Genomic DNA, 17,723 nt, shown 5'->3' on the forward strand with positions numbered 1-17,723 from the left:
TCAGCCTGTCGAGCCGCCCATCACCGGCAGGATGGCGCCGCTGATATAGCTCGAGCAGCTCGGCGCGGCCAGGAACACGTACGCCGGCGAGAGCTCCTCCGGCTGCGCCGGCCGTCCCCACGGGTTCTGCTGGCCGAACTTGGCCACCTGCCTGGCCGACTTGTCGGCCGGATTGAGCGGCGTCCACACCGGCCCCGGCGCCACCGCGTTGACACGGATGCCGCGCGAGACCAGGTTGCTCGCCAGCGACATGGTGAAGGCGTGGATCGCGCCCTTGGTGGCCGAGTAGTCGAGCAGGTGCGCGTTACCGAACAGGCCGGTTTCCGAGCCGGTGTTGATGATCGCGCTGCCCTCGTGCAGGTGCGGCAGTGCCGCCCTGGCCATGTGGAAGTAGCCGTAGATGTTGGTGCGCATGGTGAGGTCGAAGTGCTCTTCGGTGATGTCCTCCAGCGCGTCGGCGTGTTCCTGGAACGCGGCGTTGTTCACCAGGACGTCCAGACGGCCGAATTCGTCCACGGTCCGCTGCACTGCCTGTTCGCAGAAGTCCGGATCCTTCACGTCGCCGCGGATCAGCAGGCAACGGCGGCCCTCCTTCTCCACGTAGCGCCTGGTTTCGCGCGCGTCCTCGTCCTCGGACAGGTACACCACCGCCACGTCCGCGCCCTCGCGCGCGAACAGCACCGCCACCGCGCGGCCGATGCCCGAATCGGCGCCGGTGATGATCGCGGCCATGTCCTGGAGCTTGCCGCTGCCGCGGTAGTCGGGCGCCTCGAACTGCGGGCGCGGCTTGAGCTTCGCTTCCTTGCCGGGCTTGCTCAGGTGCTGCTCGGGCAGCGGCGGACGCGGCTTGGGGCGCGGGCTCGTCTGGCCGGGTTGTTTCTTGGCCGTCTTCTTGCTCGCGGACTTGCTCGCCCTGGCCTTCTGCTTCTGCTTGTCCTCGGCGTCGATCTGCGATTGCACCTGCCGCTCTTTCGCCACCGCCTTGCCGGTGCCGTTGCCGCGCCTGGCGGTCTTCGTCGTTGCCATGATCCGCTCCCGTTGTGGCTGGGTATGGCTCGCGACGATAGGCAGCGCCTTGTGGCGGACAGGTGAGCGAGCGTTGCCGCGGGTGACCGGAGCCAGGACCGCCTCATCCGCCCCGTGGGGCACCTTCCCCCGCAGCCGCAAATGGGGGTCGGCGGCTGCGCAACCACGGGGCTTTTCCCGTTCTTGCCTGCAGGCGGATGGGGTGCGCGTTCGAGCGAAACCGCCAGGACACGAAATATTGGGTTGACCGGCGTCAGCCACCCCGATATGTTGTGCCCGTCGGTGCCCGTCCGGACGGATTGTCGGTCGGGCTTAAAAGGGAATCCGGTGCAAATCCGGAACTGCCCCGCAGCGGTAAGCGGAAACGAACGTCCTCACATGCACTGGGCCGCTGCGCCTGGGAAGCGAGGGCAAGTAGGACGGATCGAACGATCCGGTGTCCGCAAGTCCGAAGACCTGCCGGCACGCCGGGCCCCATGGGCCGGCGGTCGCGCTCCATGAGACGCGTCCGCCCGACCCTGTCGCGACCCGGCGCGGGTGACCGCTTCCGCGGGGAGGCGCGTCGCATGCGGGCGTTCTGGCGCCCGCGTGGGGCGTGCCGTCCATCGGAAGCGAGCCTCAGGCCCTGCGCGCGGGAGCAGGCGTTTGACGTTTTCGGAACCGTCGCGTCGGTGCGTTCTCCTCCGTATCGGCGCGGCGGCTTCCCTCCCGGAGCTTCCGCATGGACACCCTCGACACTCCTTCCCGTGAAGGCACGCCCGCGCATGCCGACGACAGCTTTGCCCTGACCCCTCCGCACAACCCCGCGCAGATGCGCGTGACCAAGCGCAACGGCGCCACCGAAAGCGTGGACGTCAACAAGATCGTGCGCGCGGTAACGCGCAACGCCGACGGCCTGCACGCGGTCGACCCGCTGCGGGTGGCGCTGAAGACCATCGGCGGCCTGTACGACGGCGCCAGCACGGCGGAGCTCGACCAGCTCTCGATCCGTACCGCCGCCGCGCTTACCGCGGAGGAGCCCGAATACGGCCAGCTCGCCGCGCGCCTGCTTGGCGCCTACATCGACAAGGAAGTGCGCGGGCAGGAGATCCAGAGCTTCTCGCAGTCGATCGCGCGCGGCGCGGGCTTAGGCCTGCTCAACGCACGGCTGCGCGATTTCGTCACCGCGCACGCGCGCAAGTTGAACGACGCGATCGATCCGCTAGCGACCCGCCGCTTCGAATACTTCGGCCTGCGCACGGTGTACGACCGCTACCTGCTGCGCCACCCGCAGACACGCAAGGTGATCGAGACGCCGCAGCATTTCTTCATGCGCATCGCCTGCGCGCTCGGCGGCAACGACGTGGGCGAGGCGCTGGAGCTCTACCGCCTGTTTTCCTCGCTCGACTACATCCCCAGCTCACCGACGCTGTTCAATGCGGGCACCGCGCACGAGCAGCTTTCTTCGTGCTTCCTGCTCGACTCGCCGGCCGATTCGCTGGAGGCGATCTACGACAAGTACGCGGACGTCGCCAAGCTGTCGAAGTTCGCCGGCGGCATCGGCCTGGCGTTCACCCGCGTGCGCTCGCGCGGCTCGCTGATCCGCGGCACCAACGGCCATTCCAACGGGCTGGTGCCGTGGCTGAAGACGCTCGATGCCTCGGTCGCCGCGGTCAACCAGGGCGGCAAGCGCAAGGGTGCGTGCTGCGTGTACGTCGAGCCCTGGCACGCCGACGTGGAGGAGTTCCTGGAGCTGCGCGACAACACCGGTGACGAGGCACGGCGCACGCACAACCTGAATCTCGCCAACTGGATCCCCGACGAGTTCATGCGCCGGGTCGAGGCCGACGACGACTGGTCGCTGTTCGATCCGAAGGCGGTGCCGCAACTGGTCGACCTTTGGGGCGTGGCCTTCGAGCGCGCCTACCGCGACGCGGAAGCGGCGGGCCTTGCCGTGAGGACGGTCAAGGCGCGCGAGCTCTACGCGCGCATGCTGCGCACGCTGGCGCAGACCGGCAACGGCTGGATGACTTTCAAGGATCGCTGCAACGCCACCGGCAACCAGACGGCCGAGCCGGACAACGTGATCCACCTGTCCAACCTGTGCACGGAAATCCTGGAAGTCACCGGCACCGACGAGACGGCGGTGTGCAACCTGGGCTCGATCAACCTGGCGCGCCACCTCGGCGATGGCGCCTTCGACTTCGACAAGCTCGCCGACACCGTGCGCACCGCCGTGCGGCAGCTCGACCGGGTGATCGACCTCAACTTCTATCCGATCGCGACGGCCCGGCGCGCCAACCAGAAGTGGCGTCCCGTGGGCCTGGGCGTGATGGGCCTGCAGGATGCGTTGTTCCAGCTTCGCTTGCCGTTCGACTCGGCCGAGGCGCTGGCGCTGTCGACCCGCATCGCCGAGGAAATCTACTTCCACGCGCTGGACGAGTCCTGCACGCTGGCCGAGCGCGCCGGCCCGCACCCGGGCTTCGGCCAGACCCGCGCCGCCCGCGGCGAGCTGCAGTTCGACTACTGGCCGCAGGCGTCAGTCAGCGACTCCGCGCGCTGGAATGTCTTGCGCGCGCGCATCCGCGCCGGCGGCCTGCGCAACTCGCTGCTGATCGCGATCGCGCCCACCGCCACCATTGCCTCGATCGCCGGCTGCTACGAGTGCATCGAGCCGCAGGTGTCCAACCTGTTCAAGCGCGAGACGCTCTCGGGCGACTTCCTGGTGGTCAACCGCTATCTGGTCGAGGAGCTCAAGACACTGGGGCTGTGGACCGCCGAGGTGCGCGACGCGATCAAGCTGGCCGAGGGCTCGATCCAGGGCATCGCGGCGATTCCCGAGCGCCTGCGCCAGGTCTACCGCACCGTATGGGAGCTGCCGCAGAAGGCCTTGATCGACCTGGCCGCCGCGCGCGGGGCGTATATCGACCAGAGCCAGTCGCTGAACCTGTTCATGGAGAACCCGAACATCGGCCAGCTTTCCTCGATGTACATGTACGCCTGGAAGGCGGGCATCAAGACCACCTATTACCTGCGCTCGCGCCCGGCGACGAAGATCGCCAAGACGACCGTCGCCGCGCCGGACCAGCAACAGGCGAGCGCAGCGGTGTTCTGTTCACTCGAGAATCCGGACTATTGCGAGGCCTGCCAGTGATGGGAATGGCGCATGCAGCGATACGGCAACCGCCCAGGCCATTCCGGGATCGCCGAGTACGAGCTGGCGCCCGGTCGGATACGCGTCCGCTTCGTCAACAACCCGGAGATCTGCGGGTACGACCGTGCGCGCCCGGGGGCCGGGTACGTACGCGAAATGAAGAAGCGGGCGAAAGGCGGTCGGCGACTGGCGACGTACTTCAGCCAGCACGTAGGCGACAACTACGCCCGCAAGTACGGATAGCCGAACGACCCGCGCGTAGAACCCACCTCTCCCGCCGGGAGGGATGTTGGGGTGAAGTACAGCCCTCGCCACAAGTCGTACACGTTGAGCGCAGGCGCGCAGCGGCGAAGTCGAAGGGCCGCGCGCCCACCCACCCGGCAAGACGCGCACCCTCATCCGCGCGGCACCTTCGCCCGTCGACAGCCCGGCGGGAGCGGAACGACATTCAAGGCAGCCCATGACCAGCCAACTGCTCGACCCCGGCTACGCCCTCACCCTGCGTCCGATGCGCTACCCCGCCTTCTACGAGATGTACCGCGCCGCCATCCGCAACACCTGGACGGTGGACGAGGTCGACTTCGCGCCCGACCTCACCGACCTCAACGCCAGGATGAATCCCGCCGAGCGCCACCTGATCCAGCGCCTGGTCGCCTTCTTCGCCACCGGCGACACGATCGTGGCCAACAACCTGGTGCTCAACCTGTACCAGCACGTCAACGCGCCCGAAGCGCGCATGTACCTCTCGCGCCAGCTTTACGAGGAGGCGCTGCACGTGCAGTTCTACCTGACCCTGCTGGACACCTACATCCCCGACCCGGCCGAGCGGCACAAGGCGTTCGCGGCGATCGAGGCGATTCCCTCGATCCGCGCCAAGGGCGCGTTCTGCTTCCGGTGGATCGATTCGGTCCAGCACCTGCGCCGTATCGAAACCCGCGAGCAGCGCCGGCAGTTCCTGCTGAACCTGATCTGCTTCGCCGCCTGCATCGAGGGCCTGTTCTTCTACGCCGCCTTTGCCTACGTCTACTACCTGCGCTCGCGCGGCCTGCTGCACGGCCTGGCCTCCGGCACCAACTGGGTCTTCCGTGACGAATCGGGCCACATGGCCTTCGCCTTCGAAGTGGTGCGCACCGTGCGCGCGGAGGAGCCGGAACTGTTCGACGACGAGCTGCGCCTGCAGGTAGAGCAGATGCTGCAGGAAGCCATCGACTGCGAGGCGCAATTCGCGCAGGACGTGCTCTCCGGTGGCGTGGCCGGGCTGTCGGTCAAGGACATGCGCCAGTACCTGGAGTACTGCGCCGACCAGCGCCTGGTGCAGCTTGGCCTGCCGAAGAAATACGGCGCCACCAACCCGTTCGACTTCATGGACCTGCAGGACGTGCAGGAAGTCACCAACTTCTTCGAGCGGCGGGTGTCGGCCTACCAGGTCGGCGTGCAGGGCGAAGTGGCGTTCGACATGGCGTTCTGAGCGGCTCATGTCTCGCATGCGCGAGGCACCGATGAGCCTGGCTTGGGTAACGTGCTGCCCACAGCCCGCTGCTGTCGATTACCGGCATCGAACGCCGGCATCCGCGCGGCGGCGGCGGCCGGGAGTGCACGCACTCGGCGGGCGACAGACGGTCTTTGCCGGCGGCACCCACATCCCCCTGCCATAGACCTCCCAGCTCCCTCTCCACAGGGACGAGGGGGCCTCACCCGGTAAACCATCGACCTATTGACTACAGTTGTAGTCAGCGCTAGCTTGACTACAACTGTAGTCAGGAAAGCCGCCCATGCCGCGCCCCACCATCGGTGACCAGGAACTGGCCCTGCTCCATTACCTGGCCGAACACGCCCCCGCTTCGGTCGGCGAGGTCGCCGCCGGCTTCGGCGAGACGCGTGGCCTGGCGCGCTCGACCGTGCTGACCATGATGGAGCGCCTGCGTGGCAAGGGTTACCTCAAGCGCCGCCAGGCCGGCGGTGTTTACCGCTACAGCCCGGCGACCGCGCCCGGCGAGGCGATGCGCCACGCGGTCGGCAGTTTCGTGGAGAAAACCCTGAGCGGCTCGGTTTCGCCGTTCGTTGCCTACCTGTCCGAACGCGCCGACGTGAGCGACACCGAGTTGGCTGAACTGGAGGCGCTGGTGGCGCAGTTGCAGTCACGGCGCAAGGAGTCCTGAAACCATGTCCCTCTTCGCCGCTTTGCTCGACGCGCTGTCGGCCCGCCTGCTGTGGACCTCGGCGCAGGCGTGCCTGCTGATCGGCGCGGTTGCGCTGGCCTGCCGCCTGTTCCCGCGGTTGCCGGCCGCGGTGCGCTGCATGCTCTGGTGGCTGGTCGGCGCGCAGCTGGTGCTGGGCCTGGCCTGGCATTCGCCGCTGCAGTTGCGCTGGCTGCCGGCGCCCAAGGAGTCGCCGGTCATGGTCACGCACGCGCCCCCGGCCGTGATGCTGCCGATGGCCACCCACACCACCCCGGTGATGGCGGTTCCCACGTTCGACCCGCCCGCGCAGAGAGCGCCGTTGCCGTGGGCTGCGCTGCTGCTTGCGGCCTGGCTCGGCGGCGTGGCACTGCAGGTCGCACAGGTCGTGCGTCAACGCTGGCGTGTCGCACGGGCCCGTATCGGGGCACAGCCGGCGCCAGCGGCCTGGCAGGGCGCCTGCCAGGCGCTGGCCGGGCGATTGGGCCTGCGCCGCGCGCCACAGCTTGCGCTCTCGCCGAGCATCGGCTCGCCGCAGGTACTCGGTGCCTGGCATCCCCTGGTGCTGTTTCCGGCCGATGCGCGCCTTTCCGATGAGGAAACGGCGATGGCCATCGCGCACGAACTGGCGCACCTGCGCCGCGGCGACCTCTGGCTGGGCTGGATCCCAGCGCTGGCGCAACGGCTGTTCTTCTTCCATCCGCTGGTGGCCTGGGCGATGCGCGAGTACGCGCTCAGCCGCGAGGCCGCCTGCGACGCCCAGGCGCTGGCCGCGACCGGCGGCGCCCCGCAGGCCTACGGCAGGCTGCTGCTGCGGCTGGGCGTGGCCACACCGCTCCCCTCCGGCCTGGCCGGGGCTTCCCCCACGTTCCACAACCTCAAGAGGCGACTGACCATGTTGCAGCACATCGAGGCCACTTCCCGCCGCAGCCGCGGCTGGCTGCTGCTCGTCGCGATCGCGGTGGCGGGCGTGGTGCCCTACCGCGTCACCGCCGGCAGTGCGGTTGCGCCAGCCACCTCAACGCCGGTTGTGACGCCGCTTCCGGCAGCACGGCCGGCGCCCGCGGCGTCTGCGTCATCCGCTGCACAGCCGACGCCGGCCACCCGGGCAGCGCACGTCCGCACCCCGCCGCCGCCACCGCCGGCTCCTCCCGCGCTGCCGCCGGCGCCCCCCGCTCCGCCGGCTCCGCCCTCGCCCCCGCCGCCCCCGCCGCCGGGCCTGGCCAGCTTCGGCAACCAGGTGCATGTCGAGATGGACGCGGGTGCGCGCAGTGGCCTGGCGATCTTTGATGGCGACACCACGATCATCAGCGGTACCCGGGCCGACGTGTCCGCCGCGCAGCGGATGCATCGTGGCGGCGACCCCCTGGTTTGGTTCCGGCATGGAGACAAGACGTATGTCGTGCACGACCCGGCTGTGATCGCGCAGGCCAAGGCGATCTACGCGCCGGTGACCGACATGGCGAGCGAACAGGGCAGGCTGGCCGGGGAGCAAGGACGCCTGGCCGGCCAGCAGGCCGGGCTGGCCGAGCGCGACGCAGACTTTGCCCGCCAACAGGCGGAACTTGCCGGCCAGGCAGCCGAACTTGCCGCCGAGGCGGTGGAAGTCGGCGCAGGCTCGGAGGAAGCCGCCGCCCGTGCGCATGAGGCACGCCAGCGTTCGCTCGAGCAGCGGCAGGCCCGGCTCGAGCAGCGGCACGCCGCCATGCGGCACGACATCGCCGCAAAGCAGCGCGAACTGGAATCGCAGCAGGCGGCGTTCGATGCGCAGCAGCAGAAGCTCGCACAACGCCAGCAGGACGTTACTCACAAGGCCGAGCAGCAGATGGAGCAGCTATTGCAGGAAGCCATCCGCACGGGCAAGGCACAACCGGTCCGCGGCTGAGATGGCGAGCTCCGTCTCGGTTGCAGGGACGGATACGAGCGTTTACCGCATCCTTTCCCCCGCGTTCGCGGAGGAAGGCTCGGTAGTTGGCGCCGCGGTGGACCAAGCCCATCGCTTGCGCCGGCTGGAAAAGAGTGGTCACCGAATCCTTCCTCCGTTTACGGGGGAGGTGCCCGAAGGGCGGATGGGGGGGAGGTCTTGCGAAAGACGCTCCCTGCGGATATCGCCCAAAAGCGCCCCCATCCGCCTGTCGGCACCTTCCCCCGCGTTCGCGGGGGAAGGCTCGGTAGTTGGCGCCGCGGTTGACCAAGTCCCGTCGCGTTGCGCGGGCTGGAGAGCTGCTAGTCCTTCCCCCGTTTACGGGGGAAGGTGCCCGAAGGGCGGATGGGGGGAGGTCTTGCGAAAGACGCTCCCTGCGGATATCGCCCAAAAGGGCCCCCATCCGCCTGTCGGCACCTTCCCCCGCGTTCGCGGGGGAAGGCTCGGTAGTTGGCGCCGCAGTGGGGCCGAGCCCGGCGTTAGCGAGGAGGCTTGGGACAGCCGTTGCCCGATCGCGTCAGGCCATGCCGCCGTTGACGCCGATCACCTGGCCGTTGATGTAGCCGGCGGCATCCGAGCAGAGGAAGGCCACCAGCGCGGCGACCTCCTCCGGCTTGCCGGCACGCTGCGCCGGCACCATCTCGCGGAGGCGCTCGGGCGGGAACGCCTCGCCGATCATCCGCCCCTTGATCACGCCGGGCGCCACCACGTTGGCGGTGATGCCGCGCGAGGCCATCTCGCGCGCGAGCGACTTCACCGCGCCGTGCAGGCCCGCCTTGGCCGCGGCGTAGTTGGCCTGGCCGCGGTTGCCGGTCTGACCCGCCACCGAGCCCACGGCCACCACGCGGCCGAAGCGCGCACGCGCCATCGGCAGCAGCAGCGGCTGCACGACATGGAAGAAGCCGTTGAGCGAAATGTCGATGACCCGCTGCCACTGCTCGGCTCGCATGCCAGCCATCGGCGCATCGTCGTGCACGCCGGCGTTGCTGACCACGGCGTGGACCGGGCCGTCGGCCAGCAGTCCTTCCAGCGCGGCGTGCGTGGCGCCGCCGTCGGTCACATCGAAGGCGATCGCGCGGGCCTGGCCGCCTTGCTTCCGGATCGCCGCCGCCACCGCTTCGGCGCGAGCGGGCGAAGAGTTGGCGTGCACGATCACCTCGTAGCCGGCCGTCGCCAGCGCGCGGCAGATCGCGCCACCGAGGTCACCGCTTCCGCCGGTGACCAGGGCACGGCGGGCAGAGGGGGTCGCGTTCATGGCATCGGTCCTTCGGGATGGATCACCGCGGCGCGGCCGCTGGCCAGCAGCTGGCCACCCTGCTCGACGCGGAAGGTGTACTGCGCGCCGGCATCATCGGCGTAGAGGCACTGCGCCTGGACGTCCAGGCGTCCATCCGCGGAGACGTACTCGACGGCCAGCCGCACCTCGCGCAGACTCACCAGCATGCCCGGGCGCACCGTTTCGACGCCCTGCGCCCGCGCGCGCAAGGCGCCGTGCACGGCCATCGCCTGCGCGCCGTATTCGGCCAGGTGTACCGCGTGCAGGCCGGCCGGGCCGCGCAACGGGTGGTCGGCGCGCGCATGGCCCTGGCTGGTGGCGTGGATGGTGGCCGCGTCCCAGTCGAGCACCGTATCGAGCAGGCACATGCCGCCGGCATGCGGGATCAGGTGGGCCCAGTCACTCTTCGGCAGCATGTCCGGCCTGCGCGTGCGGCGCCATCAGGATGGAAAGGCAGAAATGGAAGGCCACGCCCAGGCTCACGGTGAGCCCGATCGCGCGCAGCACCGGGATCGTGGCCCAGGCCAGCATGCCGAAGACGAGCAGGGCGGACAGCACGCACACCAGCGTGGCGTGCAGCGTGCGCCGCTGCTCGGCCGCGTCGCCGGTGTCGCGCTCGAAGAACAGCGCATAGTGCAGCCCCAGTCCGCCGGCCAGGATCAGCGCGACCAGGTGGAACAGCGAGACCTGCACGCCGGCGACGCGCTCGACCGCCAGCACCAGGAACGTGGCCAGGGTCATCGGCGCCAGCACGTGCCAGGCGCGGCGGAAGCTGCGCAGGGCCAGGCTGATGGTCAGCACCAGCAGGATCGTGGCGACGAGCAAGGCCTGCAGGATGCGTGTGCGGTAGGCGACCACCAGCGATTCGGCGGCGCCCTTGAGGTCGAGCACGCGCACGGCGCCGCCGCTGCCTTGCGCCAATGTCGCCAGCGCGGCGGCGTCTTGCACGCCGCTGACCGTGCCCAGGCCCAGCCAGCGGCCGTCGCGCTCGACCAGCATCGCGGCCAGGCGCTGGCCCAGCGGGCTGGCCGCGAACGCCTGCGGCGTGAGCGGCGGCAGGCTGCGCGCGGTTTCCACGTCGGCCACGAACGGTGCGAACAGGTCGCGCCGGAACGGCAGGCCGTCGGTGGCCTGCGCGAGCGCCTGTTCCAGCGTCGCGCGGTCGGGCAGCTTCTGCTGGCGCGCGAGCTGGGTCGCCGCGCTGGGCAGGTAGCGCGAGGGCAGCTCGATGGCGTCCACCGCCTTCCCCGCGACCAGTGCGTCCACCTTCGGCTGGAGTTTCTCCGACAGCGCGAGCACGGCCTCGGGCGTGGACGCTTCCAGCAGCAGCAGATAGCGCACGTCCGGTGCACCCAGTGCCGCGCGCAGGCGCGCATCGCGCAGCAGCAGGTCGGTCGGCAGCGGGGTGAGCGCAGCCAGGTCGTTCTGCCAGAACGGCCCGCGCCCCAGCGCGAGCAGCGCGATGACCAGCACGGCCACCGCCCAGGGAATCCAGCGGGGCCGCGGCAGCGCGTCGACCGCCGTGCGCAGGCGCTTGAGCCAAGGCAGTGCGGCGACGTCGCGCACCCGCGCCGGCAGCAGGTACGGCAGCAGGTAGCGCGTGCTGAAGCCGGCGGCGAGCAGGCCGACGATGGTGAACACGGCCAGCTGCTTCAGGCCGTTGACACCCGACGCGTAGAAAGCGAGGTAGGCGATGCACGCCGAGGCGATCGCAGTGAGCAGCAACGGCCACAGGTCGCGCACGCTGGCCACCGCGTCCTCGCCGGCCCGGCGGTGGCTCAACACGCGGATCGGGTACTCCTGCGCCACGCCGAGCAGGGTGAAACCGAACGCCAGCGTGATGCCGTGCACCTGCGGGTAGATGACGGTCAACGCGGCGATGCCGGCCAGCGCGCCGCTGGCCACCGGCAGCGCGGCCAGCAGCAGCGAGCCCATGCTGCGGTAGGCGAGCAGCAGCAGGGCGATGAACCCGATCGTCGAGATGCGGCCGATCCAGTCGGCCTGCTCGCGGGTCTGCGTGCTGGCGACCACGCTGAAGTAGCCGGGGCCGGAGACGACCAGCTTCGCATCGCGGCCGTCCGGCAACCCATGCAGCGTTTGCTCGATGCCGGCGATGGCTGCCTGCTGGGCCTCCGGGTCGAAGCCGGGCGCGCGGGTCTGCACCAGCAGCAGCGCCTCGCCCTGTGGCGAGAACCACACGCCGTCGCGGATCTGCGGCGAGCGCGCCGGGGCCCAGCGCTGTGCGAGCTTGAGCACTTCCAGCGTGGGATCGCGCGGCAGCAGGCCCTTGAACAGGCTGGCCGCGGGCGAGCCGAGTTCGTCCAGCCGCTGTTGCAGTTCATCGCCCAGGAACGCTGCGTCCAGCGCGTGCGTGTCCAGCGTGGGCGAGAGCAGGTAGCGGTAGGGCAGCAGCTTCGGGTCGAGTGCTGTGAGATCGAAGCTGCCGTTGAGCACCTGTGCGTAGCGCGGATCGCCCTTGAGCCTGGTGGCGAGCGCCTGGCTCAGCTTCGCCAGCGTGGCGTCATCCTTGCCGGTGATCGCCAGCAGCAACAGGCGCGAGCCTGGACCCTCGCCGACCTGCTCCATCAGCAGGCGCTGGTCGGGCGTGGTTGGCGCAGGCATGAAGCTGCGCAGGTCGGAGCTGACCTGCAGGTGTCTGACCACCCACAGGCCGAGCAGGGCAAGGACCAGCAACCATCCGGCCAGCAGCGCGACGCGCGCGCGCAGGGGCATGTCAGGCGCCCTTGCAGAGCGCGGCAAGCGCCTCGCGGGTGGGCTCGGCCGGCATCTTCGTGGCCAGGCTGCCGAGCAGGTCGACCGCGACGTCGCCATCGGCTTCCTGCATCCACATGCAGCGCGCCTCCTTGCCCTCGCCCTCGATGCGGATGGTGGCTACGGTGCGCGCGACCTCCAGGTCGCGCGGCGTGAGCGTCAGCGTCCAGGCGCCCGTGGCATCGCCGCGGCGGGCAATCGCGAAGGCCTGGCGCAGACGGCGCGGATCGCCGCCGAGCAGCGCCACGAAGCTGTCCACCAGCACCTTCAGTTGCGGCGCGCGCTCCAGCGAGAAGCTGCGCTCGCCCTTGCCTTCGCGCTGCTGCGTGACCTTGCCGTCGGCGATGCGCGCGGTTTCCTCGTGTGGCTTGGTGACGTGGCGCTCGAGCGTATCGCCGCCCAGCCAGGCCAGCTCGCCGGAGACCACCAGCGGGCGGTCCAGCACCTGCATGAAACGCGCTTCGGCGAAGGCAGTGCGCGCGGGGGCGGGGCGGCCGAGCTGGCCGATCAGCGCGTCGGTGGCGTCAGGTGCCGAGGCGTTCGCCGAGCAGGCCAGGGTCAGGATGCACAGCGCCGCGCTGATCTTGCTGCCAGAAGTCATAGAAGTTGAACCAGTTGTAGGGGGCCACGTGGACGTAATGCTCCAGCCGCTGGGCATAACGGGCGATGAGCGCATCCAGCGCCGGGCCGCGGGCGTGGCGCGGGATGTCCACCTGGTCGGTCAGCGGCTCGAACACCAGGCGGTAACGACGTCCGCCCAGGTACAGCCCGAAGCACAGCACCACCGGCACCTTCAGCGAATGGGCCAGAAGCCAGGGGCCGACCGGAAACGGCGCGGGCTGGCCGAGGAACGGCGCGTGCCGCAGGGCCTCATGGCTGCGCCCGCGATCGGCCAGCAGCGCGACCAGCGCGCCCTGCTGGCAGGCCTCGGCGATCGCCAGGGTGATCGAGGTGCCGTCCTGCGAGGCATCGATCACGCAGGCGCCCACTTCCGGCGCCAGCGCTTCGAGCAGCTCGGTCATCGCCGGCGTCTTCTGCTTGTCCAGCAGCACGCGCAGCGGCATCCGCGGACGGCGCGCGCCGATCGCGCGCAGCGCCTCGAAGCTGCCCTGGTGCGAGCCGAACAGCAGCACGCCGCGCCCCTGCGCCAGGCGCTCGTCGAGCATCTCCAGCCCCACGGTTTCGATCTCGAACTTCTTCTCGCCGTGGGCGAGCAGGAAAATCCGGTCCATGATCGTGGCGGCGAAGCAGTGGATGTGCCGCATCACCTGCCAGGCCGACGCACGCCGGCCGAACACGCGCGAGAGATACGCGCGCGAGGCGGCGCGCTCGGGACCCCGGCGCAGGAAAAAGTACAGCGTGATCGGGTACAGGAACAGCCGGCCGAAGCGCCGCCCGCCGTACAGCGCGATGTTGCGGATCAGCCACAGCGCGAAGCGTCCGCCGCCTTCGGGCCGGCTTTGCCAGTGTTGGGTCATGCGTCCGTCGCTCCCTCGACCAGGCCGCGGGCCAGCAGGGTACCGTCGCGGCGCAGTTCGAAGCGTACCTGCGCGCCGGCCGGCGTCAATCGCAGTTCGGCAGGCTCGTCCGGCTGGAGCGGCGCGATGAATTTGGCCTCGCGCACGCAGGCCAGCCGCTGGCCGCGCCAGGCGCGCAGGGCTTCGGCCACCTTTTCGAGCAGCAGCACGCCGGCGACCAGCGGCCGCCCCGGAAAATGGCCCGGCAGGCTCGGATGGCCGGCCGTGAAGGAGAAGGTGGCGTGGTAGCTGTCGGTGCTCATGGCGCGCGGTTCCTGCCGCGGATCAGCTGGGGCCAGCGTAACGCCAGCCGGTGCAACAAATCATGCAGGCCCAGGTGCGGCAAGTGCCGCAGGTGCCAGCGACGGAACAGGTACTCCAGGGCGAACGCGACCGCCATCAGCAGGTAGGCGCCCAGGTGCACGTAACCCTGCACCCACGGCTGCGGTACCGGCCAGGGCGGGGGCACGCCCACCCGTTCGAGCAGCCCGCCGGGTACCTGGCAGAACAGCAACGTCCCCAGCAGCAGTGCCTGGGCGGTCAGAAACACGCTCCAGAAGGCGGTGAGCCGGCGCGCATACGACGCGATGCCCGGCAGAAGCAACCGCGGCGGCCCTTCGATCGCCTCGATGAACTGCGCCACCAGCGGCTGACGACCGGCGCGCAGGGTGCTTCCGAACACCCAGGCGAGCAGCAGGTTCAGCAGTACCGGCACGGCGTCCAGCAGCAGCGAGGCCAGCCCACGCGCGGCGAGCCAGGTCATCAGGCCGGACAGGCCCAGCCAGAGCAGCCAGGCGCCGGGGCGGCGTTCGCGCAGGGCCGGCCAGCACAGCAGGCCCAGCAGCAACGAGAGCGCCGCCAGCGACAGGAACTGCCTGTGCAGCAAGGCACCGGCGAGAGCGAGCCCCGGGTAGGCGAGCAACAGCGGCAACGGGCGCCCACCGGGGCGCCGGGCTTCGGACATGGCGTGCGCGTGCATCAGTGGTGGAGAGGTCGATGATCCGCGCGACGGGTGGGCGAGGGCGTCACGAGGACGCCTGCGCGCCGGCTCAGGCGGCGCGGTTCTGCTCGATGTGCGCCGAGAGCGTGGCCAGGCTGGTGAAGATGCGCCTGTTTTCCGGGTTGTCCGAACGCAGCTGGAAGCCGTAGCGCTTGGAGACCGCCAGCGCGATTTCCAGCGCATCGATCGAATCCAGCCCCAGGTCCCCGCCGAACAGCGGAGCGTCCGGGTCCATCTGCTCGGGCGCAACCGATTCCAGGTTGAGGCTCTGGACGATCAAGGTGGCCAGCTCGTGCTGGGCCGCAGTCTGTTCTGCCATGCTTTTTTCCGTACCCCATGCGTGCCTCCCCCCGGCGGCAACAGGCGCGGAGTGTAACATAGCGTCCCGGTTGCTCCTGGTTTGCAATGCATGATGCAGGGTTGTGAAAACGCACTGGCCGAACCGCTGCCGCGCCGCGCGCCGCGGGTCGCCTATCGCAGTGGGGACGTCGCCGCAGTGCTGGCCGAACAGGGCACGCTCGCGGTGTTCGGGTTCGGCAGTGGCGCACCGGCGAGCGAGGACCCGCGCTGGTTCCGCGTAGCGCTGGAAAGCTTCGATGCGCCCGCGTCGCTGGAGCTGTGGCAGGTCGACGCCGAGGTGAGCCACGGCCGCGACGGCGACGTGCGCTGGTCCGCCGGCGGTGGCTGGCTGTTCGCCGCGGTGGAACTGGACGAAGCCGCCCACGGCGGCCCCGGTCCCGCGGCGACCCATGCCTACCACGCGCTACGCCGGCTGGTCGAAGGCCGCGCCGAGCGCCACGTGCTGCGGATCTGGAATTATCTGGAGGCCATCAACCTGGGCGAGGGTGACGCCGAACGCTACAAGCTGTTCTGCGAGGGGCGGGCCACCGGCATGGGCACATTCTTCGCCGAGGGCTACCCGGCGGCCACCGCGATCGGCCACCACGGGCCCGGCGGCCGCCTGCAGGTGTACCTGCTGGCCTGCGACCAGCCGGGCGAGCGGATCGAGAATCCGCGCCAGGTCAGCGCATGGTGCTACCCGCGCCAGTACGGCCGCACGCCGCCGAGCTTCGCCCGCGCGATGCTGCTGCCGGCGCAGGACGCGCTGGCGATTTCCGGCACGGCGGCCGTGGTCGGCCATGCCTCGGCGCACCGGGACGATCTGCAGGCGCAGCTGGAAGAGACCTTCAACAACCTCGAGGCGCTGCTGGCCCGGGGTCGGCTGGCGCCGGGTTTCGACACGCACTCGCCGTTGAAGGCGTACGTACGCCACCCGGCCGATGCCGCGCAGGTGCGCGAATTCATCACCCGGCGACTGCCCGGCGTACCGGTACTGTTGCTGCACGGCGACATCTGCCGCAGCGAACTGTTGGTCGAGATCGACGGCTGGCGCTACGCCTGACGTACATCCGTGGAAGGTGGGTTTCGCAGTTGTCGAGGTGCAGCTGTGCGCGACTGGCCGCCGGTCGGGCATGGCGGTCGCGCGCAGGTGCGCTCCTACGGTTTCGGCTTCTTGGTGGGACGCTTGTAGCCGGGGATGGTTTGCTGTCGTCCGCGCCCTAGCGTGAGTTCGCCGTCGGGCGCGTCCTTGGTGATCACCGAGCCGGCGCCGATGGTGGCGTTGGCGCCAATCGTCACGGGTGCCACCAGCGCGCTGTTGGAGCCGATGAACGCGCCGTCCCCGATGCGCGTCAGGTGCTTGTTGGCGCCATCGTAGTTGCAGGTGATGGTGCCGGCGCCCACGTTGACGCCTGCGCCGATGCGCGCGTCGCCCAGGTAGGTGAGGTGGTTGGCCTTGCTGCCCTCGCCCAGGTGGGCCTGCTTGGTCTCCACGAAGTTGCCGATATGCACGCCGTGGGCGAGCTCGGTGCCCGGGCGCAGGCGCGCAAACGGGCCGATGGTGCACGGGCCGTGGGTGATGACGCCCTCCAGGTCGCAGTGCGCCAGCACGACGGTGCCGGTGGCCAGCTGCGCGTCCTTCAGGCGCACGAACGGGCCCACGCGCACGTCGTCGCCGAGCGCCACACGGCCTTCCAGGATCACGTCGATATCCAGTTCCACGTCCATGCCGGCCTGGACCTCGCCGCGCACGTCCAACCGCATCGGATCGGCCATGCGCACGCCCGCCAGCAGCAGCTCGCGCGTCGCGCGGCGGCGGTGGTGGTCTTCCAGTTCGGTCAGCTGCAGGGGATTGTTGGCTCCGGCCGCCTCGACCGGATCGGCGCACTCGATGCACTCGGCGGGCTGGCCTTCGGCGGCAGCCATGGCGAACACGTCGGTGAGGTAGTACTCGCCCTGTGCGTTGTTGCGCTCCAGCCGCGCGATCCAGCGCCGCAATGCCGCGGCCTCGCCGGCGAGGATGCCGGTGTTGACCAGGCGAATGGCACGCTGCGCGGCGTCGGCATCCTTTTCTTCGACCACACCGGCGACGCGACCCTCGGCATCGCGCTGGACGCGGCCGTAGCCATGGGGGTTGTCCAGCACGGTGGCCAGCAGCGCGAGGCGTCCGGCGGCCACCAGCGGCGCCACCGTCCCGGCGCGCAGCAGCGGCACGTCGCCGTAGAGGACCAGCACGCGCGCGCCGTCCGGAATATGCGCCAGCGCCTGCGCCACGGCATGGCCGGTGCCCAGGCGCTGGGCCTGTTCGACCCATTCGATGTCCGGCGCGACGGCAAAGGCGGCATGGACCTGCTCGCCGGCATGGCCATACACGACATGGATGGTGGTCGGCGAAAGCGCACGGGCGGTGTCCAGCACATGCGCCAGCAGCGGCCGTCCGGCCAGCGGCATGAGCACCTTCGGCTTGCGGGATTTCATGCGCTTGCCCTCGCCGGCGGCGAGGATCACGACGTGCAGGGGCGAAGCGGGCATGCGGGTACCGGGGAAGCTTTCGATGGC

16 protein-coding genes and 1 riboswitch are annotated in these 17,723 nt (G+C 70.1%); of the genes, 6 read left to right on the top strand and 10 right to left on the bottom strand.

The window, feature by feature from the left end; translation table 11 throughout:
- Positions 1 to 1,026: an SDR family oxidoreductase gene (locus tag ACFWZU_RS07700; protein WP_439700832.1), complete on the bottom strand. Its 1,026-nt coding sequence runs from the start codon at positions 1,024 to 1,026 to the stop codon at positions 1 to 3.
- A gap of 263 nt (positions 1,027 to 1,289) precedes the next feature.
- Positions 1,290 to 1,504: riboswitch (cobalamin riboswitch) on the top strand.
- A 243-nt stretch (positions 1,505 to 1,747) separates the two neighbouring features.
- On the opposite strand from ACFWZU_RS07700, the gene ACFWZU_RS07705 reads away from it, so the two are divergent.
- From ACFWZU_RS07705 to ACFWZU_RS07725, 5 genes are all read left to right on the top strand, one after another.
- Positions 1,748 to 4,159, top strand: a complete 2,412-nt coding sequence (locus ACFWZU_RS07705) for a ribonucleoside-diphosphate reductase subunit alpha (RefSeq protein ID WP_439700833.1) — start codon at positions 1,748 to 1,750, stop codon at positions 4,157 to 4,159.
- Positions 4,160 to 4,171: 12 nt separating this feature from the next.
- Entirely contained in the window at positions 4,172 to 4,402 is a 231-nt protein-coding gene (locus tag ACFWZU_RS07710; protein ID WP_439700834.1) for a hypothetical protein, read from the top strand.
- Between the two features lie 217 nt (positions 4,403 to 4,619).
- Positions 4,620 to 5,627, top strand: coding sequence for a ribonucleotide-diphosphate reductase subunit beta (locus tag ACFWZU_RS07715; RefSeq protein ID WP_439700835.1), 1,008 nt, complete (start codon positions 4,620 to 4,622; stop codon positions 5,625 to 5,627).
- 304 nt (positions 5,628 to 5,931) lie between these two features.
- A complete protein-coding gene (locus tag ACFWZU_RS07720; RefSeq protein WP_439700836.1) occupies positions 5,932 to 6,318 on the top strand; it encodes a BlaI/MecI/CopY family transcriptional regulator in 387 nt (128 codons plus the stop codon).
- Positions 6,319 to 6,322: 4 nt separating this feature from the next.
- Positions 6,323 to 8,221 carry a M56 family metallopeptidase gene (locus tag ACFWZU_RS07725; RefSeq protein ID WP_439700837.1) on the top strand — a complete coding sequence of 633 codons (1,899 nt, stop codon included), beginning with the start codon at positions 6,323 to 6,325 and terminating at the stop codon, positions 8,219 to 8,221.
- Between the two features lie 556 nt (positions 8,222 to 8,777).
- On the opposite strand, the gene fabG is transcribed toward ACFWZU_RS07725, so the two are convergent.
- The 8 genes from fabG to ACFWZU_RS07765 form a co-directional block, all read right to left on the bottom strand.
- Entirely contained in the window at positions 8,778 to 9,515 is a 738-nt protein-coding gene (fabG, locus tag ACFWZU_RS07730) for a 3-oxoacyl-ACP reductase FabG (protein WP_439700838.1), read from the bottom strand.
- Positions 9,512 to 9,952, bottom strand: a complete 441-nt coding sequence (locus ACFWZU_RS07735) for an ApeP family dehydratase (RefSeq protein WP_439700839.1) — start codon at positions 9,950 to 9,952, stop codon at positions 9,512 to 9,514. Before ACFWZU_RS07735 ends, fabG begins: the two co-directional genes overlap by 4 nt.
- Positions 9,936 to 12,269 carry an MMPL family transporter gene (locus tag ACFWZU_RS07740; RefSeq protein WP_439700841.1) on the bottom strand — a complete coding sequence of 778 codons (2,334 nt, stop codon included), beginning with the start codon at positions 12,267 to 12,269 and terminating at the stop codon, positions 9,936 to 9,938. The genes ACFWZU_RS07735 and ACFWZU_RS07740 overlap by 17 nt, the downstream gene beginning before the upstream one ends.
- 1 nt (position 12,270) lies before the next feature.
- Complete coding sequence (locus ACFWZU_RS07745; protein ID WP_439700842.1) at positions 12,271 to 12,909, bottom strand: LolA-related protein; 639 nt, start codon at positions 12,907 to 12,909, stop codon at positions 12,271 to 12,273.
- Complete coding sequence (locus tag ACFWZU_RS07750) at positions 12,833 to 13,786, bottom strand: LpxL/LpxP family acyltransferase (protein ID WP_439700844.1); 954 nt, start codon at positions 13,784 to 13,786, stop codon at positions 12,833 to 12,835. The genes ACFWZU_RS07745 and ACFWZU_RS07750 overlap by 77 nt, the downstream gene beginning before the upstream one ends.
- Positions 13,783 to 14,088 carry a hydroxymyristoyl-ACP dehydratase gene (locus tag ACFWZU_RS07755; RefSeq protein WP_439700845.1) on the bottom strand — a complete coding sequence of 102 codons (306 nt, stop codon included), beginning with the start codon at positions 14,086 to 14,088 and terminating at the stop codon, positions 13,783 to 13,785. Before ACFWZU_RS07755 ends, ACFWZU_RS07750 begins: the two co-directional genes overlap by 4 nt.
- Positions 14,085 to 14,789, bottom strand: a complete 705-nt coding sequence (locus ACFWZU_RS07760; protein WP_439700847.1) for a xanthomonadin biosynthesis protein — start codon at positions 14,787 to 14,789, stop codon at positions 14,085 to 14,087. Before ACFWZU_RS07760 ends, ACFWZU_RS07755 begins: the two co-directional genes overlap by 4 nt.
- Positions 14,790 to 14,874: 85 nt before the next feature.
- A complete protein-coding gene (locus ACFWZU_RS07765; RefSeq protein WP_439700848.1) occupies positions 14,875 to 15,144 on the bottom strand; it encodes a phosphopantetheine-binding protein in 270 nt (89 codons plus the stop codon).
- A 90-nt stretch (positions 15,145 to 15,234) separates the two neighbouring features.
- Between ACFWZU_RS07765 and ACFWZU_RS07770 the strand changes: the two genes are divergently transcribed.
- The gene (locus ACFWZU_RS07770) at positions 15,235 to 16,227 is read left to right on the top strand and encodes a pteridine-dependent deoxygenase (RefSeq protein WP_439700850.1); all 993 of its coding nucleotides are present in this window, start codon (positions 15,235 to 15,237) and stop codon (positions 16,225 to 16,227) included.
- A 95-nt stretch (positions 16,228 to 16,322) separates the two neighbouring features.
- Here ACFWZU_RS07770 and glmU read toward each other — a convergent pair whose 3' ends face one another.
- The gene (gene glmU, locus ACFWZU_RS07775; RefSeq protein WP_439700851.1) at positions 16,323 to 17,696 is read right to left on the bottom strand and encodes a bifunctional UDP-N-acetylglucosamine diphosphorylase/glucosamine-1-phosphate N-acetyltransferase GlmU; all 1,374 of its coding nucleotides are present in this window, start codon (positions 17,694 to 17,696) and stop codon (positions 16,323 to 16,325) included.
- Positions 17,697 to 17,723 lie beyond the last annotated feature (27 nt).

Source organism: Frateuria sp. GZRR33 (assembly GCF_051900425.1).
In the GTDB taxonomy this organism is placed as follows: domain Bacteria; phylum Pseudomonadota; class Gammaproteobacteria; order Xanthomonadales; family Rhodanobacteraceae; genus Frateuria_A.

Excerpts from the sequence above, each read along its gene's own strand:
- ACFWZU_RS07700 (WP_439700832.1), bottom strand. The coding sequence starts at position 1,026 with ATGGCAACGACGAAGACCGCCAGGCGCGGCAACGGCACCGGCAAGGCG.
- ACFWZU_RS07705 (WP_439700833.1), top strand. The coding sequence starts at position 1,748 with ATGGACACCCTCGACACTCCTTCCCGTGAAGGCACGCCCGCGCATGCC.
- ACFWZU_RS07710 (WP_439700834.1), top strand. The coding sequence starts at position 4,172 with ATGCAGCGATACGGCAACCGCCCAGGCCATTCCGGGATCGCCGAGTAC.
- ACFWZU_RS07715 (WP_439700835.1), top strand. The coding sequence starts at position 4,620 with ATGACCAGCCAACTGCTCGACCCCGGCTACGCCCTCACCCTGCGTCCG.
- ACFWZU_RS07720 (WP_439700836.1), top strand. The coding sequence starts at position 5,932 with ATGCCGCGCCCCACCATCGGTGACCAGGAACTGGCCCTGCTCCATTAC.
- ACFWZU_RS07725 (WP_439700837.1), top strand. The coding sequence starts at position 6,323 with ATGTCCCTCTTCGCCGCTTTGCTCGACGCGCTGTCGGCCCGCCTGCTG.
- fabG (WP_439700838.1), bottom strand. The coding sequence starts at position 9,515 with ATGAACGCGACCCCCTCTGCCCGCCGTGCCCTGGTCACCGGCGGAAGC.
- ACFWZU_RS07735 (WP_439700839.1), bottom strand. The coding sequence starts at position 9,952 with ATGCTGCCGAAGAGTGACTGGGCCCACCTGATCCCGCATGCCGGCGGC.
- ACFWZU_RS07740 (WP_439700841.1), bottom strand. The coding sequence starts at position 12,269 with ATGCCCCTGCGCGCGCGCGTCGCGCTGCTGGCCGGATGGTTGCTGGTC.
- ACFWZU_RS07745 (WP_439700842.1), bottom strand. The coding sequence starts at position 12,909 with ATGACTTCTGGCAGCAAGATCAGCGCGGCGCTGTGCATCCTGACCCTG.
- ACFWZU_RS07750 (WP_439700844.1), bottom strand. The coding sequence starts at position 13,786 with ATGACCCAACACTGGCAAAGCCGGCCCGAAGGCGGCGGACGCTTCGCG.
- ACFWZU_RS07755 (WP_439700845.1), bottom strand. The coding sequence starts at position 14,088 with ATGAGCACCGACAGCTACCACGCCACCTTCTCCTTCACGGCCGGCCAT.
- ACFWZU_RS07760 (WP_439700847.1), bottom strand. The coding sequence starts at position 14,789 with ATGTCCGAAGCCCGGCGCCCCGGTGGGCGCCCGTTGCCGCTGTTGCTC.
- ACFWZU_RS07765 (WP_439700848.1), bottom strand. The coding sequence starts at position 15,144 with ATGGCAGAACAGACTGCGGCCCAGCACGAGCTGGCCACCTTGATCGTC.
- ACFWZU_RS07770 (WP_439700850.1), top strand. The coding sequence starts at position 15,235 with ATGATGCAGGGTTGTGAAAACGCACTGGCCGAACCGCTGCCGCGCCGC.
- glmU (WP_439700851.1), bottom strand. The coding sequence starts at position 17,696 with ATGCCCGCTTCGCCCCTGCACGTCGTGATCCTCGCCGCCGGCGAGGGC.